21 protein-coding genes, 1 tRNA gene and 1 rRNA gene are annotated in these 22,409 nt (G+C 49.2%); 9 read left to right on the forward strand and 14 right to left on the reverse strand.

All coding sequences use genetic code 11. The annotated features are described in order from the left end of the window. Positions 1-17: 17 nt before the first annotated feature. The 3 genes from MTO69_RS12870 to rhtB all read right to left on the reverse strand — a co-directional run bounded on the left by MTO69_RS12870 (position 18) and on the right by rhtB (position 2,350). Positions 18-359, reverse strand: coding sequence for a metalloregulator ArsR/SmtB family transcription factor (locus MTO69_RS12870; RefSeq protein WP_248329759.1), 342 nt, complete (start codon positions 357-359; stop codon positions 18-20). A gap of 120 nt (positions 360-479) precedes the next feature. Next, the gene (locus tag MTO69_RS12875; protein WP_248329761.1) at positions 480-1,718 is read right to left on the reverse strand and encodes an EAL and HDOD domain-containing protein; all 1,239 of its coding nucleotides are present in this window, start codon (positions 1,716-1,718) and stop codon (positions 480-482) included. Between the two features lie 14 nt (positions 1,719-1,732). Then, positions 1,733-2,350 (reverse strand): homoserine/homoserine lactone efflux protein, encoded by a 618-nt coding sequence (gene rhtB / locus MTO69_RS12880; RefSeq protein ID WP_248329763.1) that lies wholly within the window; start codon positions 2,348-2,350, stop codon positions 1,733-1,735. An 84-nt stretch (positions 2,351-2,434) separates the two neighbouring features. Between rhtB and MTO69_RS12885 the strand changes: the two genes are divergently transcribed. After that, on the forward strand, positions 2,435-3,421 hold the full coding sequence (locus tag MTO69_RS12885; protein ID WP_248329765.1) for an alpha/beta fold hydrolase: 987 nt from the start codon (positions 2,435-2,437) through the stop codon (positions 3,419-3,421). 108 nt (positions 3,422-3,529) lie between these two features. After that, on the forward strand, positions 3,530-4,357 hold the full coding sequence (locus MTO69_RS12890) for a Cof-type HAD-IIB family hydrolase (protein ID WP_248329767.1): 828 nt from the start codon (positions 3,530-3,532) through the stop codon (positions 4,355-4,357). 40 nt (positions 4,358-4,397) lie between these two features. Here the strand turns inward: MTO69_RS12890 and MTO69_RS12895 are convergent, their stop codons facing one another. Continuing rightward, positions 4,398-4,859: an EVE domain-containing protein gene (locus MTO69_RS12895; RefSeq protein ID WP_248329769.1), complete on the reverse strand. Its 462-nt coding sequence runs from the start codon at positions 4,857-4,859 to the stop codon at positions 4,398-4,400. Between the two features lie 38 nt (positions 4,860-4,897). Between MTO69_RS12895 and MTO69_RS12900 the strand changes: the two genes are divergently transcribed. After that, the gene (locus MTO69_RS12900; RefSeq protein ID WP_248329771.1) at positions 4,898-6,430 is read left to right on the forward strand and encodes a COG3650 family protein; all 1,533 of its coding nucleotides are present in this window, start codon (positions 4,898-4,900) and stop codon (positions 6,428-6,430) included. Continuing rightward, on the forward strand, positions 6,427-7,053 hold the full coding sequence (locus tag MTO69_RS12905) for a tRNA-uridine aminocarboxypropyltransferase (RefSeq protein ID WP_248329773.1): 627 nt from the start codon (positions 6,427-6,429) through the stop codon (positions 7,051-7,053). Before MTO69_RS12900 ends, MTO69_RS12905 begins: the two co-directional genes overlap by 4 nt. Here MTO69_RS12905 and MTO69_RS12910 read toward each other — a convergent pair. From MTO69_RS12910 to lptM, 7 genes are all read right to left on the reverse strand, one after another. Continuing rightward, positions 7,045-9,513: a bifunctional diguanylate cyclase/phosphodiesterase gene (locus tag MTO69_RS12910; protein WP_248329775.1), complete on the reverse strand. Its 2,469-nt coding sequence runs from the start codon at positions 9,511-9,513 to the stop codon at positions 7,045-7,047. The two genes, MTO69_RS12905 and MTO69_RS12910, sit on opposite strands and share 9 nt — an antisense overlap. Positions 9,514-9,608: 95 nt before the next feature. Next, the gene (gene yigB / locus MTO69_RS12915) at positions 9,609-10,331 is read right to left on the reverse strand and encodes a 5-amino-6-(5-phospho-D-ribitylamino)uracil phosphatase YigB (protein ID WP_248329777.1); all 723 of its coding nucleotides are present in this window, start codon (positions 10,329-10,331) and stop codon (positions 9,609-9,611) included. Then, a complete protein-coding gene (gene xerC, locus MTO69_RS12920; protein ID WP_248329779.1) occupies positions 10,331-11,260 on the reverse strand; it encodes a tyrosine recombinase XerC in 930 nt (309 codons plus the stop codon). Before xerC ends, yigB begins: the two co-directional genes overlap by 1 nt. Then, positions 11,232-11,936 (reverse strand): DUF484 family protein, encoded by a 705-nt coding sequence (locus MTO69_RS12925; protein ID WP_248329781.1) that lies wholly within the window; start codon positions 11,934-11,936, stop codon positions 11,232-11,234. The genes xerC and MTO69_RS12925 overlap by 29 nt, the downstream gene beginning before the upstream one ends. A gap of 18 nt (positions 11,937-11,954) precedes the next feature. Next, complete coding sequence (gene dapF / locus MTO69_RS12930; protein WP_248329783.1) at positions 11,955-12,785, reverse strand: diaminopimelate epimerase; 831 nt, start codon at positions 12,783-12,785, stop codon at positions 11,955-11,957. Between the two features lie 10 nt (positions 12,786-12,795). Continuing rightward, positions 12,796-14,049, reverse strand: coding sequence for a diaminopimelate decarboxylase (gene lysA / locus MTO69_RS12935; RefSeq protein WP_248329785.1), 1,254 nt, complete (start codon positions 14,047-14,049; stop codon positions 12,796-12,798). A 28-nt stretch (positions 14,050-14,077) separates the two neighbouring features. Continuing rightward, positions 14,078-14,197, reverse strand: a complete 120-nt coding sequence (gene lptM / locus MTO69_RS18925) for an LPS translocon maturation chaperone LptM (RefSeq protein WP_432715637.1) — start codon at positions 14,195-14,197, stop codon at positions 14,078-14,080. Between the two features lie 75 nt (positions 14,198-14,272). On the opposite strand from lptM, the gene cyaY reads away from it, so the two are divergent. Continuing rightward, positions 14,273-14,587 (forward strand): iron donor protein CyaY, encoded by a 315-nt coding sequence (gene cyaY / locus MTO69_RS12945; protein WP_248329789.1) that lies wholly within the window; start codon positions 14,273-14,275, stop codon positions 14,585-14,587. 52 nt (positions 14,588-14,639) lie between these two features. Here cyaY and MTO69_RS12950 read toward each other — a convergent pair whose 3' ends face one another. Next, positions 14,640-17,168, reverse strand: a complete 2,529-nt coding sequence (locus MTO69_RS12950) for a class I adenylate cyclase (protein WP_248329790.1) — start codon at positions 17,166-17,168, stop codon at positions 14,640-14,642. Between the two features lie 335 nt (positions 17,169-17,503). On the opposite strand from MTO69_RS12950, the gene hemC reads away from it, so the two are divergent. Genes hemC through MTO69_RS12970 form a run of 4 tightly spaced genes read left to right on the forward strand, consistent with a single transcriptional unit; the run spans position 17,504 to position 21,582 of the window. Next, positions 17,504-18,442 (forward strand): hydroxymethylbilane synthase, encoded by a 939-nt coding sequence (hemC, locus tag MTO69_RS12955; protein ID WP_248329792.1) that lies wholly within the window; start codon positions 17,504-17,506, stop codon positions 18,440-18,442. A 5-nt stretch (positions 18,443-18,447) separates the two neighbouring features. Further along, positions 18,448-19,203: a uroporphyrinogen-III synthase gene (locus MTO69_RS12960; protein ID WP_248329794.1), complete on the forward strand. Its 756-nt coding sequence runs from the start codon at positions 18,448-18,450 to the stop codon at positions 19,201-19,203. Next, a complete protein-coding gene (locus tag MTO69_RS12965; RefSeq protein WP_248329796.1) occupies positions 19,193-20,395 on the forward strand; it encodes a uroporphyrinogen-III C-methyltransferase in 1,203 nt (400 codons plus the stop codon). The genes MTO69_RS12960 and MTO69_RS12965 overlap by 11 nt, the downstream gene beginning before the upstream one ends. Then, complete coding sequence (locus tag MTO69_RS12970; RefSeq protein ID WP_248329799.1) at positions 20,395-21,582, forward strand: heme biosynthesis protein HemY; 1,188 nt, start codon at positions 20,395-20,397, stop codon at positions 21,580-21,582. The genes MTO69_RS12965 and MTO69_RS12970 overlap by 1 nt, the downstream gene beginning before the upstream one ends. A gap of 549 nt (positions 21,583-22,131) precedes the next feature. Here MTO69_RS12970 and MTO69_RS12975 read toward each other — a convergent pair. Further along, positions 22,132-22,208: transfer RNA gene (locus MTO69_RS12975), tRNA-Asp, on the reverse strand. A 68-nt stretch (positions 22,209-22,276) separates the two neighbouring features. Beyond that, positions 22,277-22,392: ribosomal RNA gene (gene rrf, locus MTO69_RS12980) — 5S ribosomal RNA — on the reverse strand. Positions 22,393-22,409: the final 17 nt, after the last annotated feature.

A 22,409-nucleotide genomic window follows, 5' to 3' on the forward strand; every position in this document is an offset into this window, starting at 1 on the left:
TCACTCTCTTAACTCAATTATTGGCAGCACACAGGACGAACCTGCATGGCATGAAGACGTTCAATATCTTGGTGGTATTCCGTTTTTAAACAGTTAGACGCCACTAGATCGTCGATGAGTTTTTTCATCCAGCCAGGTAAGTCTGGGGCCAGTCGGTAGAATACCCACTGCCCTTGTCGAACATCCACCAAAACGCCACTCGCGCGTAATTGAGCAAGGTGACGAGAAATTTTGGGTTGGCTTTGATCTAGGGCTTCGGTCAGCTCACCGACACTAAGACACTGTTCACGCATGATCAGCATTAGGCAGCGCACTCGTGTTTCATCGGCAAGCAGTTTGAAAAATTGATGAGGCAACATCTCTATATACTCACATATGGATATGCGAATATATGTACCTAACAACGAGTGAAGATGCAATCCCGTCAGCGAGATTGTCATAAAGATTTCATATTTGGCTAGGGATTAGGGTCTATTGACCTAGCAAACCTGATTCAGCTCACTGCTCCAGCGCTGAGCTTCAGAAAGACGGGGCATCACTTCCCCCATAGAAAGGTTCAGTTGTTGGCAGGCACTCTCCATTCCCTCCCAGTCAGCACTTTCGTAACACTCTTCAAGGTTGATCAGCTGGCCGTATGGGCCTTGGCGCTCTAAAAGGGCCTGCTTGATGGTCGAGCATAGCGGCAACTGAGCCACTAAATCCGTCAGCGACATATCTAACATCGCATCCAGCATAGAGAACAGACCGATCAAAAACGCCTGATCACGATACTGACTGAACGGGTTATCGCGCGACATCAACATAAAGAACTGAGCGCGCTGCAAACACAGGGTATACAACTCTCTCGGCTTATTAACTGAGATGTATGAAGCAACCGCTAGTGAGACAAAAATTTTGATTTTATCTTGGCCAAGATAGACCAAGGCTTGGCGAAATGAAGAGATCGGCACCGCGATTCGGTCCGACATCGAGTTGACGAAACGCAGCAACTGGTATGACAGCGCCACATCGCGCGCCACAATTTGCTCCACTTTGAGGAAATTCACCTCCGGCTTACACACCTCTTGAAAGAGCTCCATCGCGATCAGATGCTCAGGACTCACATATCGCTGCCGTACCACTTCAGGCTTACTAAAAAAATAGCCTTGGAAAAAAGTGAAACCAGCGGAGCGAGTGGCGAGAAACTCCTCTTCCGTTTCGACACGCTCGGCAAGAAACTTACGTTTCACCCCCATCGCTAAGCGCTCTTTAACTAGAGCGCAAGAGGCCTCAAGCCCGGTGGCCATTATGTCGATCTTGACGATATGCACTAGGGGCAGGAACCGTTCCCATTCAGGCTTATAAACAAAATCGTCAAGGGCAATGATATAACCCTGACTGTGGATCTGTTTCAACGCCTCATACAGCTCATCATTGGGAATACAGGTTTCTAACACCTCTACCACGATTTTGTTTTTGGGCAGTGATAAGGGCAACAGGCGCAGCAGAGATTGCTGCGGGAAATTAATAAAGCAACGAGAGGTCGACATCGCCGGATTGGTGCCCAGCGACAAAAAGTTCTCAACAATTATTCGATACGTTGCTCGGTTAGCATCAATATGCTGCGGATAGGCGTTACTTTCACCATCACGAAACAACAACTCATAGCCCAGCGTTTGCCGCTTGGCGTTTAAAATTGGCTGTCGAGCAACAAAGGTATCTTGCGTTCGTCTGTACATGAGCGCGGATCGAGTTAGGCTTTGGCGGCCGCGAGTAACGCGCCACAGCCCATGAACATCGAGCCAAAGACCTTGTTGATTTTTGACATCATTCGCTCAGAACGAATAAAGCGCCCCATTTGCGAGGCCAAACTGGTGTAACCGAGCATCACGCAGGAATCAATCACCACAGTGGTGACACCGAGTACCAGCAATTGAGTCATTTGGTCTTGGCTAGGGTCGATAAACTGTGGAAACAGAGCCACCAAAAATACAATCGATTTCGGATTGGTCAGGTTGATCAATACCGCTTTGCGCATCAATGTACCTGCCGACAGCGCTTGGCTGCTCTCTGCGGTATGCATGCTGGAGCGGTCGCGCCATTTTTGAATGCCGAGCCAAACCAGATAGACCGCCCCCACCCATTTAATCACACTGAACGCGAGAGCAGATTGTGCCACCAGCGCTCCAATGCCCGCACCGACAAGCACAATATGAATGGCCAAACCGATTTGCAGTCCAGCGATCGCCGCTAGCGAACGGCGCGTTCCATAACTTAGACCATTGCTGATTGAGTTCACCGTTCCTGAGCCTGGTGCCAGACTAAAGACGATTGCGGTTACTACATAAGCAAGCCAAACATGCATATCCATCGTTTTTTCCTCTCGACTAAAGCGAGCTAGCCACACATAATCTGTTGTTGTCGAATCGCGAAATCGAACTTAGGTTTAACACCCATGAATGACTCCAGTTACAACATTACTCCTTCTTATACTCAAGAGTCCAACTTTGAGCAAGCTATCCAAACCGATATTGCTGCATTCTGGTCGTCTCGAGAGGAGGGTTACCTCAAAACTTTTGACAAGAAATCGCTGTACTGGATCCGTTTAACCTCTGCCGAGCACACCAAAGCGATTGTCGTGGTCAATGGCCGGATTGAGTGCTGCGCTAAGTACCAAGAGCTGTTTTACGACCTTTTCCAACAAGGCTACGATATCTACTCCTATGATCATCGCGGTCAAGGTTTATCGGATCGCATGATCGAAGATCGACAAATGGGCTACGTCGATGAGTTTGACGACTATGTGCACGATCTGGACGTTATGGTGCGTCACTTTCAGCTCGATCATTACCAAAAACGCTACCTGCTTGGCCACTCCATGGGCGGAAATATCGCCACCCGCTACATGCAAACCCACCGTAGCCCGTTTGATGCCGCCGCGCTAAGCGCCCCCATGTTTGGTGTCAATGTGCCTTGGCATTTGCGTCCTTTTGCCTTGATGGTCGGCCAACTGCTCACCGCATGGCACGCCACCCCCACTTTTGCGCCTGGACAAGTCGCTTATTTTCCCAAACCCTTTGTCGGCAATTTATTGAGTCAAAGTGAAGTGCGCTATCAGTGGTTTCGCGATCTGTATGAGCAACACCCGGAGCTGAGAATCGGCGGCGCCAGCACCCGTTGGGTGTGGCAAGGACTAATGGCGTGCAAGCAATGCTATTTGATGACGCGCCAACTCAAAACTCCGCTGTTAGTCATGCAAGCGGGCGACGACCAGATTGTCTCCAACGCCGCGCAAACACGCCTAATGAAGAAACTCAGCAAAACCCAGCCTGAGAGTCAACTGCAGGTGATCGTTGGCGCCAAGCACGAGCTGTTGTTTGAACAAGACCAATACCGAAACCAAGCGTTAGACGCCACACTGGCTTTCTTCGACCAGTACTAAAATAGGAAATACGGGAAAGCGATCTTTACCCTCTTTTTCCCCTTTCGCTTCAAGTAAACTGTAGCCTTAGCTAATCAGGCTCATCAACGCACTTTTACTGAGGGTGATATGACAGACACACGCAAAGATACTCCTTTTCATATCGTGGCTTCGGATCTCGATGGCACGTTGCTCGCACCTAACCACCAGTTAAGCGAGTTTTCCAAGCAAACTCTGCAAGCACTGCATGAAAAAGGCTTCACTTTTGTCTTTGCCACTGGACGCCATCACGTTGATGTCGCTAGCATTCGCCAAATCGCAGGCATCCCAGCGTATATGATCACCTCAAATGGCGCACGGGTACACGACCAGAACGATCAACTGATGTACAGCAACAATGTACCCGAAGAGCTAGTTCAATCCGTGATCGATGTGATCAGAAACGATCAGCAAATTTTTATCCACATGTATCAGAACGAAGATTGGTTGCTGGATAGAGATGATGAGACGCTGGCGAAATTCCATAGTGAGTCTGGCTTTAGCTACAAACGTTTCGACGCCGCTGCGGCGCCAACCGATGGCATCGCCAAGATATTTTTTACTCACCCAGAGCACGATCACGACCATTTAGTCACCTTTGAACAAAAGCTGCGTGAGCAATTTGGTCAACAACTGAATATCGCGTTTTCTACCCCTTGGTGTTTAGAAGTGATGGCCGCAGAAGTGTCAAAAGGCCACGCACTTGATGCCGTTGCCAAGTCGCTGAACTTAACCTTGGACAATTGTATCGCCTTTGGTGATGGAATGAATGATGCCGAGATGCTTGATATGGCGGGCAAAGGGCTGGTGATGGCCACCGCGCACCACAAAGTAAAACAGGCACTGCCGCACATTGAAGTGATTGGCAGTAACGCTGATGACGCGGTCGCCCACTACTTACATCGCCACCTGTTCTAACCCAACCACACTCACAGGCTGCCATTTGGCAGCCTGTTTATTATGGCAACTTCTCTTTATCGAGGATTGCCTGCCACTCTTGTTCAGTGACAGGCATCACCGATAAACGGTTGCCCCGTTTTACCAGTGGCATGTTCTCCAGCTCTGGCATCGTTTTCATGACCGACAGTGGGATCAACCGCTCAGTGTGTCGCACGTATTCAATATCGACCATAAACCAACGTGGATTGTCCGCTGTGGATTTGGGATCGTAGTAGTCGCTGCTGGGGTCAAAGGCAAAATGGTCGGGGTACGCCGCTTTGGTTACTTTTGCCACTCCAGCCACGCCAACCTTCTTACACGATGAGTGATAAATCAGCACTAAGTCGCCCTCTTTGACCTGATCACGTAACATGTTCCGCGCTTGGTAATTGCGCACGCCTTCCCAACATGAGCGATTTTGTGTACGAAGCGTGTCAATAGAAAAGGTGTCCGGTTCTGTTTTGAATAGCCAATATGCCATAATAGGGTCCGCCAGTTTCTGAATAGGGAAGGTATACCATGAAGGCGCTCCGAAACCCAGCCACACTCATCACCCTGCTGACATTGACAGCGTGTTCACAAACAACGTCCACCAGCCGCCCTGATTCCACCACGGCGCTGGCCAGTTTGGACAATCCAAACTCCACTCAGGCGCAACCCTTTGTGATGCGCGGTGAGATTGTGCTGGGTCATGAAGTCCGTTCGATCACCCCCTGTGGCAGTAAAAAACAGTACTGGCTGGAGCTGTCGAACGATCGCTTTCAACAAGGCTTGAAACTGGTACGAAGCCCCTACCAGCCCCTGTATGGTGAGGTCATCGGCCACTTAGAAACGGGCAAAGCCGATGGCTTTGTCGCCGACTATAGCGCCCGCTTTGTAGTCGATTCGTTTAACCTTATCACCGCGGAAAATCCGCAGCGTTGCAATCAAGCGACTCAGCCAACACGCGCGTTCGGCAATGAACCATTTTGGTCGCTGCGTCTCGATGGCAATCAATGGGTATTCGCGAAAATGGGCGAACAGCCACAGCCACTTAAGCTAGTGTCGAGCAAGATTGACTCGGAAAAGCGCAGTTACCAATTTGCTCAAGGTGAGTTGGCGCTGAATCAGCGCAGCTGTGTCGACGGCATGAGCGACTCCTTGTATGGCTGGAGTGCCATACTGAAACTCGACAACCAGACCTATCAGGGCTGCGCCACCCTGTCGAATCAAGATGCGACCCAGAGCTGGGCCGGTTTTTATCAAGCAACATCCACCCAAAGCAAAGATTTCAGCGTATTCCTCGACCTGAATCGCGACCACAGTGCGACAACCACCTATCGCTACGATAACGGTCAGTCTGACTCGGTCGAGCGCGGTTACTGGCAACAGCTCAACAAGCAGCAAGTCCAGGTAGTGATGACTCACCACCAACAGCAACCTCTGTTATCAGAACGCATCTATACTCGCCAAGATGCCACGCTCACCGCGGACAAAGAAAAAGTAGGCAATGTGGTTTACGATATTGCCGATGGTGGCCTCATCCTGTTTAACTCCGAGCAACGCCAACCCGCAACCACCGGCTCAGTCTCAGTGCAAGATGCCAATGCGGTTCCATCATCAGCCGAGTACAACCCTATGGTGGCCAACGCGCTCGCCACCTACTTCAAACAAACCAACACACCCGCATCCGGTACTCGCTATCGCTGGTTGGTGTACGACCTCAACGGCGACGGTAACAATGAGCTGCTCGTCCAGCTCGATTGGTGCGGCAGCGGCGGCTGTACCTTGCTGATTTTCGACAATCAAGCACAAACCTGGCGCTTCAATAGCCGTATCACCCAAGTACGAACCCCACTCAACCTTGGCCGCAACAACCATAACGGCTGGCAAGACTTGGTGTTTTTTGTCAGCGGTGGCGGCGCGATACCGAATCAACATCTGCTCAAGTTTGACGGCGAGCAGTATCCCCTCAACCCAAGTGTCGCTCCGGTTGCCAGTTACGATGACATCAGTGCCGTACAGCTCTTTGCCGACGGATTAACGCCGCAGCAAGAAGGCGCCACACTATGAGCACATTGGCGACGTCACTGCCACCTGCCTGCCCGGGGTGCCAATTGCGTTTTCACTGTGTGTGTCACTTAGTCCCTAGCATAGAGGCTGAGCTGCATATTGCGCTACTGATGCACCCCAATGAGCCCTCGCGAGAGACCAACACCGGACGCTGGCTAGAGAAAAGCCTCGCCTCCTGTAGCCGTCATGTTTGGCAGCGAACTCACGCCTGTCCTAAACTTATCGAGCTCATCCAAAGCGATCGCTATAAGGCCTATCTGCTCTATCCTACAGAGGACAGTCAACCGATCGTCACCATGACTGACTACGCTGAGCAAAAGCAGCCATTGTTGATTGTTCTCGATGGGACATGGCAAGAGGCGAGCAAGATGCTGCGCAAAAGTGACTGGTTGCAAGCCTTGCCCAAGCTCAGCCTTCAACCGACGACACACTCTCGCTATCAGTTGCGCCGCAATCAACAGCCGGGGCATCTATGCACCTTAGAAGTGGGGGCGCAGGTGTTGAGTGAGCTGGGGTATCAGCGTCAATCCGAGCAGTTAGAGCACTTTTTTCACCACTACCTTAAAGTGTTTCAAGCAGATAAAAGTGGCCATGCACTAAAGCCAGACCAGGATTTAAAATAGCCGTGTCGGCTTGGCGAAATAGAAGCCCTGCAGATAATCAATCCCTAGGTCTTCAACGATGCTGCACACCTCTTGGTTGTGGACAAACTCTGCCACGGTTTTTGCTTTGAGTACTTGGCATAACTTAACCAACTGGCCGGTGATCTGACGCTGCTTGGGGTCAATATCGATCGATTTAATCAAGCTGCCATCAAACTTGATCACATCAGGCTCGAGGCGAATAATTTCGTCAATATTGGAGTATCCAGAGCCAAAGTCATCCACCAGCAAACGCACACCCATCCGCTTAAAGTGGCTGCAAATCTCCGCCATTCGCCCAAAGTCTTTGATCTGTTCAGACTCCAGCACTTCCAAGCCGAGACGATAAGGATCATCCAGTTTACCGATCGCCTGCTCCAGCAGGCATAGCGTTTTATCGCTCAACATATCTTGTGGCGACAAATTGATGGAGAACGCGCCAGGTTTATCACTCATATAATCAATGGTGGACGTCAGCATATGCCGGCTGAGACGGGTGTAGAGATGCGTCCCCTCGATGATAGGCAAAAAGCGCCCCGGAGAGATAATATCGCCATCGTCATCGATACGGACTAAACATTCTTGGCCAACCTGGAGACGATCGTGGGCAGAAAAAATCGGCTGCGAGTATGTGAGTATGCGTTTATTAAGAATGGCTCGACTCACTGTGGCCATCAACTCTAGCTTCTGTTGCTGCTCGACAAGACTCAGCGCGCAATCTTTGGCATTGTAGAAATGGGTATTGCGCGCCATACCGGTGCGCCTTGCATCGATAGACTTGAGCAACAACTCTTCACCCGCCACATCAGCGAAGTCACAGCGACTGGCGATGCCTCCGGTAATCGAAATCGACAAATGGTCGATTTCAGGCAAACCGTAAGGCTCAAAATTGATGTGTTCTATTTGGTCGGCAAACAAGGCAAAGTCGTGCTGAATCGCTTCACTGCTGGTCTCTGCATTGAACACCACCGCCCACTCTGCGGTACCGATGTAATATAGATGCTCGACGAAATCGAGGCCACGCAGATCACTCAGTCGTTGGGTAAAGTGCTCGGTCAAATCACGAATTAACTCATCCGCCACTTGATAGCCATACTTTTCATTGACTTGATGAAAGTTCGACAGCTTTAAGGTCACAATGTGCTCATCATGCTTAATGACCTTCAGCCGCTCTTGCAGCGCCACACGATTTTTCAGCCCAGTGTGTTTATCAATCCGATAGCTGTTGATCAATCGCTCGGTTTGTTTGGCCAACTTTTGCTCCATCTCCAGCCGCGTCTGGTCAAGTTCGGCGATGGAATAGCGGATCAGATGAAACAGAGGAGAAACCGGAAACGCATCACTGAGCGCATTCGTTAAAGCTGGGCGTTGGGCATCTTCACTCAACGCCAGATAAGTCATACTATGATGCAATATTTGCTGCTGTTGATCGCGGTACAGCTCCCCAAGGCAGTACGAGCCGCTGCAGTGCTCAAACTCGGCAAATGGTTGGATTTCACTCACCCCTTCAAGAAACTCCAAACGCGATTCGCAGTTGTAGATAAAGACAGACTCTGGATTGTGACGCGCCAGTTGGCTGACATCGTAGCGTACCTGCTCCAACGTTAGCGAGGGGTGGTTGTAACACAGCCGCACTTCATCACCGATGCTAACGGGATGGTCGAGTTCAATACTTCCGTCTGGGTATATCTCGCGCGGACAGCTTACTGCACCGTTTGACCGGCTTTGCAGTGGGAAGCTCAACATGTGCTCCAAGGTTAATCGACTCCCCTCAGCTAAACGTTGCTGATACAGCGCATAAGCTGGCTGATGATCGAGCGAAATAAGGCGAGAATCTTGAGCGTCGGTGACCGTCAAGGTGCTACCAATCGGTGTCCACTCAGCGAACGCATTGCGCCACACCTGTAGCTGGTCACTATGCAGCGCAACAGCCACAGCATGTTTGTACAACACCTGTTGACCAAACAAGGTCCATTCGCTGTTACCATCCACATGAGCCGCTACGCCACCACTGATAGGCACATCAGTCATGGTGCCGAGCGCTTGATACAGATTGAAATCGTGTCGCTGGGTATGCTGGGAAAAACTGACGATCGCTTTAGAGTTCGGCTTGAGTGCTAGCTGGGTTAATAGCTGATCGGCTTCAGCATCGGGGTTGTCGCTCAACGCCACACAAGCGGACGTGATCTCGGTATGTTCAAAACATGAGAGTACAATCAGCGTACCGGACACGATCTGCTGTTGATGAATAACATGGCGAGTGCTGTGGCCTATGATGTGAGCTTGCGGTATCCGCTCGATGATGCGAGCTGCGTAACTGGCCACCAGATGCTCAGATTGGCTGGAGAACAGTTGAACCAAGCAAGCCGACGATACAGACTTGGCATTCACAAAGTCAATCAGTGCTTGTTCACTGCCAATCAGAGCTGAATAAGTACGCATTAAAAGGCCTAAGAGACGTTTCTCATCAATTACATAGCGTTCTAAGCTAATGGATCGTTACTCTCAAGAAAAGCGCTGATTTTAGCGGATGATAGTTACCTCGCACTCAACTGCAGTAACTGATGCAAATGGTTGACTTCCACATCGGGTAATATTCGTGCTTTAGCTGTGCGATAGATATCGACCTGTTGATCGTTGAACCAGCAGGCTTGCAAACCGCTTTGCTTCGCGCCGAGCACATCACTGATCAGGTGATCGCCAACATGGAGAATATTTTCGGCTGTGACCGCTAGGTGTTGCTGCGCCTTGTCAAACAACTGCCGGTGAGGCTTGGCGTAACCATCGGGCCCAGCTTTGAGCACCAAAGAAAAGTAGTCTGCTAAGCCAATTTTCTCGACATCGACGTTACCATTAGTGATGGCCACCAGCGGCAAGCGCTGGGCAAGCTCACTCATAACCGTATGTGTCTGTTGCGGTACGGTAAAATCACTGCGCAAGCTTAGCACCTTATCTATCGCCTCTTGTGCCGCTTGCTGCGCCTGTGCTGCACTATAACCCAGTTGGGTTAGCCCCTGTTCGATTTGCTTGAAGCGCCATAACGTCACATCATTCACCAGCCAAGTATCTTGCTGTGCCAGTTGCAGCTTGAGATCGCGCCACCAGCTCAACGGTTGGGTAGCTGAAATCGGATGGGTACGATGCAGCCACTGCACCATTTGCTGCTCGACCTGACGAATAATAGGCCGGTTGTCATACAGAGTATCGTCGAGATCGAATGTCATCGCTTTGATTGGATGTAGCTGACGAAAAAACCGCATTAGTCACTGCCCTTCTTTTTCGCTCGTGGATGAGCCTGGTCGTAAACTTGAGCGAGATGCTGGAAATCTAAGTGGGTATAGATTTGCGTTGTCGAGATGTTTTCATGTCCGAGCAGCTCTTGTACCGCTCGCAGGTTATTGCTCGACTCCAGCACATGTGTCGCAAATGAATGGCGTAATTTATGCGGACTAATATGGCTTGAGACCGCTTGTTTTTGCCCCCACTCAGCCATACGCTTTTGCACGTTGCGGTGAGAAATTCGACCACCCAACTTTGATACAAACAGCGCTGGCTCATCAGACTTTGCTAACGTCGGGCGCACTTTTAGCCACTTACCCACCCATTCGGCCGCCATGCCCGAAAACGGGACTTTGCGCTCTTTGTCACCTTTACCCACGACGCGCAGTTCGCCGGACGACAAGCTAACGTCTTTGACATTGACACTGACCATTTCCGCCAAACGCAAACCTGCGCCATACATCAGCTCCATCATGGCTCGATCTCGAATCGACAACGGATCATCCTCATTCACCTCAAGCAGTTGACTGACTTCATCGACATCGAGATTCTTCGGCAGTGGACGCTTTTTACGCGGCGCTGAAACGCCTTTGGCTGGATTGGCACTCATTTCTCCACGTAAGATCAGAAAATCAAAAAAGCTACGCAATGACGAAAGACGGGTGGCCAAACTGCTGGCTTTCATGCCCTCGCGCATGCCCTTGCTGGCCAACTGGCGCACCCAGCCTGCATCCACTTGTTGCCAATGTTTGAGGCCAAGGTGGTGCAGGTGCTGCGCCATGGTTTGCAACTGCTGTTTGTAGTTACGCTGAGTGTGTAGGCTCAACCCCTTTTCGCTCCGTAAATATTCATAGAAGCGTTCGAGGGGAGCTTGTAGGCCGTTAGGCAGAGGTGTGGCTGATTCGCTCATGTTCGTCACTTTGCCATGGCAGAGCGTCAATCAAATGCGACACAACGAGCGCCAAGTGGCGTAAAAATAAGGTGTCCATATGCGGCTGAAAATGTCCCCCATCACTGCTGGAAAACACCAATACCCCTTGTAGATGCTTTTTCTGCAACGGCAATACCACATACGATCCCATTTCTGGCGCGTGTGAGCGTTCACCAAACAGCAGTTCACGGTCGACTTTACGCATCCGACCGAGGTAGGCCTCTTTGCCATTAAGATGATTAGTTGCAAAACGTTGGTAGTGCTCGCGGCTCAGTCCATAGCGAGTCGACTCACTATTAAACAGACGTAAATACGCTACTAACCCCAATGATTTGGCCATCTCTTCAATCGCTTTCACCACATCAGCCAAGGCATCACATTTGAGGATCTGCTCTTGCAACTGCATAAACTCATGAAAGGTTTGATCGTTACTTTTTGCCAATGACATTAGCGCGGTGATCTCTTCTTCCAGCTCTTCAATCCGCTGCCTTTGACGGTTCATTTGTACATGAACCAGCGACACGGCACCTTGCTCTTGGTGGTTCAGGGCCAGTCTGTCAACCAACTCGCGGCGATGGTTAAAAAAGTCCGGATTGTCACGTAGATATTCGGCCACCGCTTCGGCCGTCAGTGCATCCGCTTCAATTTGAGACACTTGAATTCCTTGTTAGTATTAGCAGCTAAGTTGACCGTCAAACACATGGGTTGCCGGTCCTGTCATGTAAAGCGGCTTGCCTGGCCCTTGCCAACGAATGTTGAGCGTCCCGCCTGGCAGGCGCACGGTGACGTTATCATCAAGCACCCCTTGCACAATACCGACCGCAACCGCGCCACAGGCACCGCTACCACAGGCTTGGGTTTCACCTGCACCGCGCTCATACACGCGCAGATTCACTTCATTGCGATTGACGACCTGCATAAAGCCCGCATTGACTCGCTCTGGGAATCGTTCATGTGATTCGAGTAACGGACCTAATGTTTCCACGTCTGCGGTGGTGACGTCATCCACCACGGTCACCACATGTGGGTTACCCATGCTGACCGCGCCACAAAATAGCGTGTGCTCTTCAGTGCGGAGAATGTAGGTTTTTTCAGTTTGTTTGGCTTTAAACGGGATCTTACTTGGCTCAAACTCAGGGACGCCCATGTTGACCGTCACCTGATCATCTTCTTCAATGTTGAGCACCATTTTACCCTTTTTAGTGCTAACACTGATGCTGTACTTATTGGTTAAGCCCTTCATACGCACAAACCGGGCAAAACAACGCGCACCATTACCACACTGTTCCACTTCGCTGCCATCGGCATTAAAAATTCGATAGTGGAAGTCGGTTTCCGGGTCATACGGTGCTTCAACCACCAGCAGTTGGTCAAAACCTACGCCAGTGTGACGATCCGCCAAGCGACGGATCAAATCAGGGGAAAAGAAAATGTTTTGCGTAATGCAGTCGACGACCATGAAGTCATTACCCAAACCGTGCATTTTAGAAAAATGGAAATGCATAGGACTTCAATTACTCCGGAAGTACGTTTTCAAGCGCCCACAAACTCGAGAGCTGTTCTCGCTCGCGAACTAAATGCGCTTGGTTGCCATCGACCATCACTTCAGCGGCGCGGCAACGTGTATTGTAGTTAGAGGACATCACAAAACCATACGCACCCGCAGAGCGCACGGCTAATAGATCGTTCTCTTGCAGCACCAATGAGCGATCTTTACCTAAGAAGTCCCCCGTTTCACAAATAGGGCCAACCAAATCATAGGTCAAAGCCTCACCCTCTCTCGGCGCTACTGGCACAATATCTTGCCACGCCTGATAGAGCGCAGGACGCATCAGATCATTCATCGCCGCATCAATGATGGCGAAGTTCTTGTGCTCGGTGTGCTTAAGAAACTCAACCTTGGTCAGCAATAAACCGGCATTGGCAGCAATCGCGCGACCCGGCTCAAAGATCAACTCGAGGTCTTGATGATTAGTCAAACGACCCAACAAGGCTTTTGCATAATCCGACGGCTCTGGCGGCAACTCATCACGGTACACAACGCCAAGACCGCCACCAACATCCAAGTGCTCAATGGTAATGCCTTGCGCTTTAAGGTCATCTATCAGCGCGAGCAGTCTATCTGTCGCATCAATAAATGGTTCAATATCAGTAAGCTGCGATCCGATATGGCAGTCGATGCCCTTCACCGTCAGATGTTCGAGACTTGAAGCAAACTGGTACACCGCCGGCGCTCGGTCAAATGCGATACCGAACTTGTTGTCACGTAGACCCGTAGAGATATAAGGGTGGGTATGGGCATCAACATCAGGATTGATGCGTAGTGAAATCGGCGCTTTCACCCCAAGCTCACCAGCCACTTTGTTTAGTCGCTCGAGCTCCGGCTCAGACTCAACATTGAAACACTTGATCCCAAGTTCAAGCGCGCGCTTCATTTCCGCTTCTGTTTTGCCAACGCCAGAGAAAACCACTTTGCTCGGTTCACCACCTGCCGCGATCACTCGCTCAAGCTCACCACCAGAGACGATATCAAAGCCCGAACCTAAACGTGCCAACGCATTAAGTACACCCAAGTTAGAGTTCGCTTTCACTGCATAACAAACCAAATGTGGATGCTCACCGACCGATTTATCGAAAGCGTGCCAATGACGCTCCAACGTCGCACGAGAATAAACATAGAGAGGCGTGCCAAACTGCTCGGCCAGGTCGGTTAATGCGACACCTTCGGCCCATAGTTGGCCATCATCCTGATAGTTGAAGTAATCCAAAGTACTTTCCCTTATATTCTGATTTTAATTATTGCGTCGGCTGCTCATTTTGTTGAGCATCTTCTGGCATGTAAAGTGGCCCTGTTTGCCCACAGCCCGCTAGCCCAAGGACTGAAACGATAAAGAGTGTTATGAGTGATTTTTTCATCGGTTGTATCGTGATTATTCTGTCAATGCCCCCTATAATCGCACCACACTCAAGAAAAGCAATAGGATAGATAGGATGAATGAGACTGAATTTCATCAACTGGTAGATGTTCAAATGCAAATCATCGAAGAATTGATTGATGATTCAGGCGCAGACATCGATTATGAGACGTCTGGTAATGTGATGACCCTAGAATTTGAGGATCGTAGCCAGATTATTATCAATCGTCAGGAGCCGATGAAAGAAGTTTGGTTAGCCTCGAAATCCGGCGGTTTTCACTTTGCTTATGTGGACCAAGAGTGGCGCTGCTCGAAAACCGGGCTTGAGTTAATCGCTATGGTTAAGCAAGAGTGTGAAAAACACGCCAACGAAGCGATCGATTGGGCTTAAGCAACCTCCACGCAACACATAAAAAAAGAGCATCTCAGATGCTCTTTTTTGCTTATCCGTTGACGATTTTACTCGGTCTTGAGTAACTCGCCCCATCATTTCGGTATGGGACAATATACGGTTCGTCATCTTCAGGATGAACGATTTGGTAGTACTGAGGCAAATTGAAATTGATCAATTTGGAGGAGACAGAGTTATCGTCTTGAACTGAAGTGTAGAAGCTGTTGACGCTCGCGATCATCTCATCTTTCTCACCTTTAAACTGGTGATACACTTCCACTCGGTTTGCCTCATCTAACACATAGATGTTGAAGCCTTTGTCGTTATCTTCGAAAAAGAACTGCACTAGGCCTTCACTGGCAAAACCATCGATCACTTCCGGCATCTGGTAGTCTTGCTCTTTATCGAGCATTAATAATGGCGAACCTTGCAGTTTGTTGGTGGAGATACTGCGATAGAAGTCGACCGAATTTTCGAGCATCTGCACCGAAACGCCTCGACGTTCGAAAAACAGACCAAAAGTTTGCTGACCTAGGCGTAGCGCCTTAAAACGGCGACGCTTCTCTTGCTCTACCGGCTTGAGGCGCAAATCAATGCACTCTGCCAGTAGCTGATACACTTTGTTGCGCATCACACCACGTAAGTTCTTGCTGTAGCAGAACACATCGACCGATTCGGGTGGAATCGCATCTTGGTGCATCTTACCCAGTACCGTTTTCAGCGCATCTAACATCGCGGTTTGGCCTTGGAAATGCAGAGTACGCACTTCATGCCAAGAGTTACGGTAAACCAGATCAACACTGCCAACTAGGCTATTCTGTTCCGCGCCAAAGCTAAAGATGTCGGTCGTTTTCGGATCCAGTTTCAGTGATTTACCACTTAATTCGGTGGTAGGGTCATTCTCAAAGTTGATGAACATCGCCAACTGGCTGATCTCGCATGGGCTCGACAATGCTTGCATGGTCGGGCGGCGCTTACGCAGCGAGAAGGTGTTACGTAAGTCACTGACCATCTGATAGAACTTGTCGATATCAAGATGTGCATCGCGGATCACAGAGTGCAAACGTGTCGACTCAGTAATTAAGCCATTAAAAAATGACCAAGCGACCAATTTACTCAAATACTCGTTATGTTCGAGCGGCGCCTGACCAATAATTCGATGTGGTGTGAGCGGTTGCTTGTAGAGATACCAACCGGCTTTGTTGGTGCGTCCAGGACGTACCTCGATAAAGGTCAGATCCGGCTCGTGCAAATCGGGCGAAATTTGAGGATTCAGTAGCGTGACTTTGCCTGGTAACACCTCAAACGCAGCATAGAGTTTACGCGCTAGAATGCTGATGTCCTGAGGGCTGATCGCCGAAGTAATGTCATTGCGACGCGCAAACTGAATCAAGTTTCGATAGCTTTGCATCAAGGCATCAAGCAAGGCATGATGCACCACTTTAACTTGTTCGACTTTCCAGTTTCGGCGATCGTCTAACTCGGCAATCACGTCACTCGACCACTGCCACTGTTCGACCATTTCACCCAGCGCCTGACGTCGCCAAGCCACCGAACCTGCATTGGGCTCACGTGACAACTTCTCGTGAGTTTTGAGATAGAAACAGCGACGAACTAAATCAAGGCGAGTCGTATCACCCACCCGCTCAAGATAACGAGTGACCTTCTCTAGCATTAAGTAATACGCATCCATACCATACAGGTCTGGTTCGTGAGCAAAAAAACGTCGTTTGGTGTCGATACTGAGCAGTTGAGTATGTGGGTACTCCCACGAATACGCCTCAAGCAGAATGGCTTTAAGTACCGATTTGTAAGGCGAGTCGATACTCTTGTACAACTGCCATAGGTTGGATCCGAAATACTCTTCGGCTGGAATTCGGTTTAGCTTACCGAAATCAATCCAATCACTACAATCGATATGGCCTTTACTGCACAGATCTTGGACGTATTCGTCGTAGCACTCTTCCATCTCTGGCGGCACAATTTGCCACAGCAGGCGCTGACCCGCTAAACGCACCGCACTGCGATAAAACTCATCAAGTAATAACAGGTGCTGTGACGAACCGCAGTTATCCCCTGTCATCGCTTCAGAGTGATTCGAGCGAAAACGCTGTTCGTCCATCAAAAAGAAATTGGCTTCAACCCCTTGAGTCTGTGCCCAATCGGTAATCAGCAAACACTTATTGGTCAAACTTTCACGCGCCTCACAATCCATCTTTGGCGAAACGCACACCCAAATATCTAAATCACTCGACGTGCTCTGACCAATCGAAGAAGTACTACCCATCGTGTATAGGCCGTAAATCTCAGGATGCTCACTGGTCGAGAGTGGTTGGCCAATAGTCAGCTCAGTATCTTCAACAAACTGCTGTTGAATCTCATTCAGCTCAAAGTCACGAATCCCATAAGGAACATTCGCGTCATAATAGCCAGGGAATAGCGGATGGTTGAAATGAAGAAGGGTAGGAATCAAATGGAACACTCGTTGACTGGACAGATCCATAAGAGCCAGCGCACGCTCAATGCGTTGCTGGTTGAGATTATCGAGTCGAGTTGTAAGCGTCTTGGTGTAAGCCTGCAAGGGAGTTTCCTTGAATCATTTCCTAGATGGCGCCTTGACTATTAATTGTTCTAAAGCACCAACAAAACGTGATCAATCTATCATTTTTCTTCGGATTGGTAAAGAAATGTACGATCGATTCGACACATTTTTGTCCATCTGATTTTGCCGCTGTTAGTGTGGTACGTAACTACTATTAATAATAATAGCCTATTTTACAAACGAGACATAAATCACACTCTTTTGATGATTATGTGCTAGCGACAGCTATCTCTCAACCGATTGAGTATGCAGTAATGCTTTTTTATCCGACAATGGTAGGATGATGTCCATTCACTTGTTACCACTAGAAGACTATGACTGATAACTCTCCAATTCGTATCGCGACACGCAAAAGTCCACTCGCACTCTGGCAAGCTCATTTCGTTAAAGATGCTTTACAACAAGCTCACCCAGGCTTAGAAGTTGAGTTGGTCACTATGGTGACCAAAGGTGACATCATTTTGGACACACCACTGGCAAAAGTCGGTGGCAAAGGCTTGTTTGTAAAAGAATTGGAAGTGGCGATGTTGGAAGGGCGCGCCGACCTTGCCGTCCATTCAATGAAAGATGTCCCTGTCGATTTCCCACCGGGATTAGGGCTGGTCACCATTTGCGAACGTGAAGATCCGCGTGATGCGTTTGTTTCCAATACCTACAACAGCATCGACGACTTACCGCAAGGCGCTATCGTGGGCACGTGTAGTCTGCGTCGCCAATGTCAGCTTAAAGAAGCCCGTCCCGATTTGGTGATCAAAGAGCTACGTGGAAACGTTGGTACCCGCTTAGCTAAGCTGGATGCGGGTGAGTATGATGCCATTGTTCTTGCCGCCGCAGGCCTTAAGCGCCTTAAGTTAGAAGCACGTATCAAGAGCATCATCGAGCCAGAACAATCTCTGCCGGCTGTTGGTCAAGGGGCGGTGGGTATTGAGTGTCGTCTTGATGACGAGCGTTTAATCAAATTGCTTGAGCCACTTAGCCACAAAGAGACCACAGATCGAGTGCTGTGCGAGCGAGCAATGAACTTAACCCTAGAGGGGGGCTGCCAGGTGCCAATCGGTAGCTACTCAATTATCGATGGCGACAACATCTGGCTACGCGCTTTAGTTGGCGAACCGGACGGTTCAAAGATTGTTCGTGGTGAGATCCGTGGTTCTCGTACTGATGCTGAAGCTCTTGGTGTAGAACTTGCCAACCAACTATTGGCAGATGGTGCAAAAGAGATTCTGACTAAACTCTACGCGGAACACGAGTAACTATAATGGCAGTGCTGGTCACACGGCCGGGACAACAAGGCCTCGAGCTTTGTCAGCAACTTTCCGAGGCGGGGGTAGCCAGCTATCACCAGCCTCTGATCGACATTACTCCCGGAGAGCAGCTTTCCGGGTTAGAAACTGCCATTGATGATTTTGATATCATCATTGCCGTCAGTCAGCACGCCGTTACAGCAACCGATCAGTACCTCACTCAACAAGCCCACCTCTGGCCCACAAGCGCAACCTACCTTGGCGTTGGTCAAAAAACTGCACATGTTTTAAGCAAAGTCACCCAACAAAAAGTACACTACCCTGAGCGCAGCGATAGTGAGCATCTGCTGAGTTTGGATGCCCTAAGCGAGGTATCAGGAAAACGAGTATTGATTCTGCGTGGTAACGGGGGTCGAGAGCTGATCTTTGACACCCTATCCGCCCGCAAAGCTAAGGTTGAGTATCGCGAAGTCTACAAGCGACAAAACCTCGCTCTCCGCTCAGATTTACTGATCCCAATCTGGCAAGATAAACAGATAACTCAATTGATCGTCACCAGTTCAGGTCAGTTAGAGCACTTGCTATCACAATTGACGCCTGCTCAACAGAACTGGTTATTTACGCTCCACTTATGGGTACCCAGTGAGCGTATCGCACAACAAGCACGAGAAGCCGGTTTTAAAGTGGTGACCAACACCTTCAGTGCCTCGAATTCAGTGTTATTGGCTGCTCTCCGGCCAACCCAACAGGATATAAGTAATGACAAGTAAAAATAACAAAGACAACATTGCCCCTGACCGCGAAGAACATCAGGTAGAAGAAGCAAATCAATTAGAAACTCAAGCGTCTGACCAATCGAACCATACCGAAGAGACCATCAATACTGAAGCTCAAGCAGAACCAGCACCAGAGCCAGTGATACTGGAAGAGAAACAGGGCAAGCGCGGTGTCAAACTGGGTACGGTTGCTATTATTCTCTCACTGATATTCGGTGGCGGACTCACATTCCAAATGCAGCAGAAGCAAGCCGAGTACCAAACCCAAATTGAAGCGCTGCAGAATCAACTGACCCAGACTCAATCCGCCATGCAATCTCAGCTCGAGTCAGCCACTCAACAGACTCTGGCTAAAGCGAGCGAAATGACTCACCGCGCTGAAACGGTATTAGCTCAACAGCAAAAGAGCATTGAAAGCTTGCAGGTGGCAATGGCTGATGTCAAAGGTCGCCGCCCCAACGATTGGCTGCTTGCTGAAGCAGACTACTTAGTCAAACTCGCTGGACGTAAGCTGTTTCTTGAACATGATGTCGAAAGTGCGACTCGATTGATGGAAAGCGCCGATCAACGTATTGCCGCATTGAATGACCCAAGCCTAGTGCCGCTGCGTAAATCAATGGCGAACGATATTACTAAGTTGAAAACCATTCCAAATATTGACCGTGAAGGCCTGGTATTGCGCATTACCGCTCTGCAACAGCAGGTAGATAATCTGCCTCTTGCCAATGCCCTGCTCCCAGAAGCGGAACAGCAGCAACAACAAGTCGTTTCACAAGATATTGTCGATTGGCAAGATAACTTGCTCACCTCGCTGAAAGACTTTTCTGAGAACTTTATTACCTTCCGCACTCGAGACGGAAATGTCATCCCGTTACTTTCGCCACAACAGCATTTCTATCTTAAAGAGAATATTAAAGCTAAGTTGGAGACCGCAATTAAAGCGGTATATGTAGAACAGCAAGAAATATACACCACGGCGCTAACAACGGCGGATAAGTGGTCTGCGACCTTCTTCAATCAAGACGCAAATCAAGTGATAGAGTTTAACAAAGCGCTCGAACAGCTAAGCCAGCAACAAGTTCAAGTTGATTATCCAGTCAAGCTCGAAACTCAGCAGCAACTGTCTGACGTGATTCGCGAACGTTTACGCCGTGAAGTCACCACGCTGGTCACGGAGGATAAATAATGTTTCGCATGATTTTTCTATTTGTCGTCCTTGGACTCGGGCTGTTCGCCGGCACTCAATACTCTGGCCAGCAAGGCTATGTGTTGATCTCTATCGCCGAAAAGACCATTGAGATGAGTGTTACGACATTGGTGATATTCATCATCGCCGCTTTAGCGGCATTGTTCGGCTTAGAATACTTGGTCAAGAAGGTACTCTACGCTAGCTCAGCAACATGGAACTATTTCAGCGTGCGCAAGATGCGCCGTTCACGCCGCTATACCAATGAAGGCATCATTAAACTGCTCGAAGGTGACTTCAAACAAGCGGAGAAAAAGGTCACCAAGTGGGCGAATCATCATGATATGCCGCTATTGTGCTATCTAGTCGCCTCTGAAGCCGCACAAGGTCTAGGCGACACCAAACAGCGTGACCGCTATCTAGAACTCGCCGCTCAGCAGGAGAATGCACAGCTCGCGGTAGAGCTCACTCGAGCCAAACAGCAGATTAGAGATGCTAATTACAATGCAGCTTTTGATACCCTCTCTAACCTAAAAAGCAGCTACCCGAATAACGCTATCGTGTTAAATCTGCTCAAACAGGTTTACATTGAGCTGAAGCTTTGGCAGCCATTGCTAGATTTGGTACCCAAGCTGGTCAAAAGCAACATTATTAGCGAACAAGAGCAACTGCCGCTCATTCAGCGCGCGCAATGTGGGCTGATCAAAGAAGTTGCGGAGAATAATGGCAGCGAAGGATTAATCGCTCATTGGAACAGTCTATCGAGAAAAGTGAAGGCTGATCTGCACTTAGTGCAATGTTTCGCAGAGCAACTTATCTCACGACAAGCCGATCACGAAGCATTCACTTTACTCAAAGAGACACTTAAAAAGCATCCCAATAGTGACCTTTATCAATTGATTCCCCAGCTAAGACTTGCCGACAACCATCCCGCAATAACATTCTTAGAAGGCGTTCTTCGTAAAGATGGCAATAACGCGGCGGCGAACAGTGCACTCGCTCAACTCTATTTACGTAACGAGCATTGGCAGCAAGCACAGCAACATCTAGAGAAGGCCCTTAGCGTTCGTTCGAGTGTTTCGGACTATAGTTATTTGGCAACCGCCCTAGAAAGACAGAACCTAACCAACGCCGCCCACGAAGTATCAAAGAAGGCATTAACTCTGATTAAAGAGCCTGTTGCATAATAGACATTCAACAGTTCAAACAGAGCCACTCCTAATCGAGTGGCTTTTTTATGTCTAACAACATTTCGCTGTAGAGAAGGATGCAGCCATTACTCAAAGAATGTCGTGTTACACAGACATCCAGCTATGACACCTCTTACGCAATACATCCTACCGATCGCATTAACTAGATGTTCAGAAATTACCTAGCTAAAACCGCTTAGAACAAAACAAAGATTGCATCGTTGCTCTACCTATCAAATCGTTAACTCAGGTCTCGCGGTTGTCATGAGCAAGAATAATCAGATATTTGGTTTGAATGGCGTCAGTTCGTTTTCTAAAAGAGGCTACTCTCTCTATTGCCCTCAAGCGCTAGAAGCCCGTTGCGTCAGCAACGGGCTACCAAAACGGCAAAACCCAGTACGAAGACTGGGTTTCTAAATAAGTGGCGGACGGCTGGGGTTGCAGTCAACGGGCAAACCTTTTGCGGGACTCGTTGGTCGAAGACCAAATCAATCCCATAGATACGAAAAAGCCCTAGCAGAAACGCTAGGGCTTTGTCTGAATAAGTGGCGGAGCGGACGGGACTCGAACCCGCGACCCCCGGCGTGACAGGCCGGTATTCTAACCAACTGAACTACCGCTCCGCACTGGTTAGACTCTAAGTCTAAGCTTTTGCCTTTAGATTTTTCTAAAATCTAAAAACGAAATGTAAGCCTGGCGATGTCCTACTCTCACATGGGGAAGCCCCACACTACCATCGGCGCTAATTCGTTTCACTTCTGAGTTCGGCATGGAATCAGGTGGGTCCAAATCGCTATGGTCGCCAAGCAAATTCTTTAATCTGG

Origin of the sequence: Vibrio sinaloensis, assembly GCF_023195835.1 — a bacterium.
Classification (GTDB): Bacteria; Pseudomonadota; Gammaproteobacteria; order Enterobacterales; family Vibrionaceae; genus Vibrio; species Vibrio sinaloensis_C.

Bases quoted from the DNA above. Each gene is read 5' to 3' on its own strand.
- MTO69_RS12870 (WP_248329759.1), bottom strand. From the start codon at position 359: ATGTTGCCTCATCAATTTTTCAAACTGCTTGCCGATGAAACACGAGTG.
- MTO69_RS12875 (WP_248329761.1), bottom strand. From the start codon at position 1,718: ATGTACAGACGAACGCAAGATACCTTTGTTGCTCGACAGCCAATTTTA.
- rhtB (WP_248329763.1), bottom strand. From the start codon at position 2,350: ATGGATATGCATGTTTGGCTTGCTTATGTAGTAACCGCAATCGTCTTT.
- MTO69_RS12885 (WP_248329765.1), top strand. From the start codon at position 2,435: ATGAATGACTCCAGTTACAACATTACTCCTTCTTATACTCAAGAGTCC.
- MTO69_RS12890 (WP_248329767.1), top strand. From the start codon at position 3,530: ATGACAGACACACGCAAAGATACTCCTTTTCATATCGTGGCTTCGGAT.
- MTO69_RS12895 (WP_248329769.1), bottom strand. From the start codon at position 4,859: ATGGCATATTGGCTATTCAAAACAGAACCGGACACCTTTTCTATTGAC.
- MTO69_RS12900 (WP_248329771.1), top strand. From the start codon at position 4,898: ATGAAGGCGCTCCGAAACCCAGCCACACTCATCACCCTGCTGACATTG.
- MTO69_RS12905 (WP_248329773.1), top strand. From the start codon at position 6,427: ATGAGCACATTGGCGACGTCACTGCCACCTGCCTGCCCGGGGTGCCAA.
- MTO69_RS12910 (WP_248329775.1), bottom strand. From the start codon at position 9,513: ATGCGTACTTATTCAGCTCTGATTGGCAGTGAACAAGCACTGATTGAC.
- yigB (WP_248329777.1), bottom strand. From the start codon at position 10,331: ATGCGGTTTTTTCGTCAGCTACATCCAATCAAAGCGATGACATTCGAT.
- xerC (WP_248329779.1), bottom strand. From the start codon at position 11,260: ATGAGCGAATCAGCCACACCTCTGCCTAACGGCCTACAAGCTCCCCTC.
- dapF (WP_248329783.1), bottom strand. From the start codon at position 12,785: ATGCATTTCCATTTTTCTAAAATGCACGGTTTGGGTAATGACTTCATG.
- lptM (WP_432715637.1), bottom strand. From the start codon at position 14,197: ATGAAAAAATCACTCATAACACTCTTTATCGTTTCAGTCCTTGGGCTA.
- cyaY (WP_248329789.1), top strand. From the start codon at position 14,273: ATGAATGAGACTGAATTTCATCAACTGGTAGATGTTCAAATGCAAATC.
- hemC (WP_248329792.1), top strand. From the start codon at position 17,504: ATGACTGATAACTCTCCAATTCGTATCGCGACACGCAAAAGTCCACTC.
- MTO69_RS12960 (WP_248329794.1), top strand. From the start codon at position 18,448: ATGGCAGTGCTGGTCACACGGCCGGGACAACAAGGCCTCGAGCTTTGT.
- MTO69_RS12965 (WP_248329796.1), top strand. From the start codon at position 19,193: ATGACAAGTAAAAATAACAAAGACAACATTGCCCCTGACCGCGAAGAA.
- MTO69_RS12970 (WP_248329799.1), top strand. From the start codon at position 20,395: ATGTTTCGCATGATTTTTCTATTTGTCGTCCTTGGACTCGGGCTGTTC.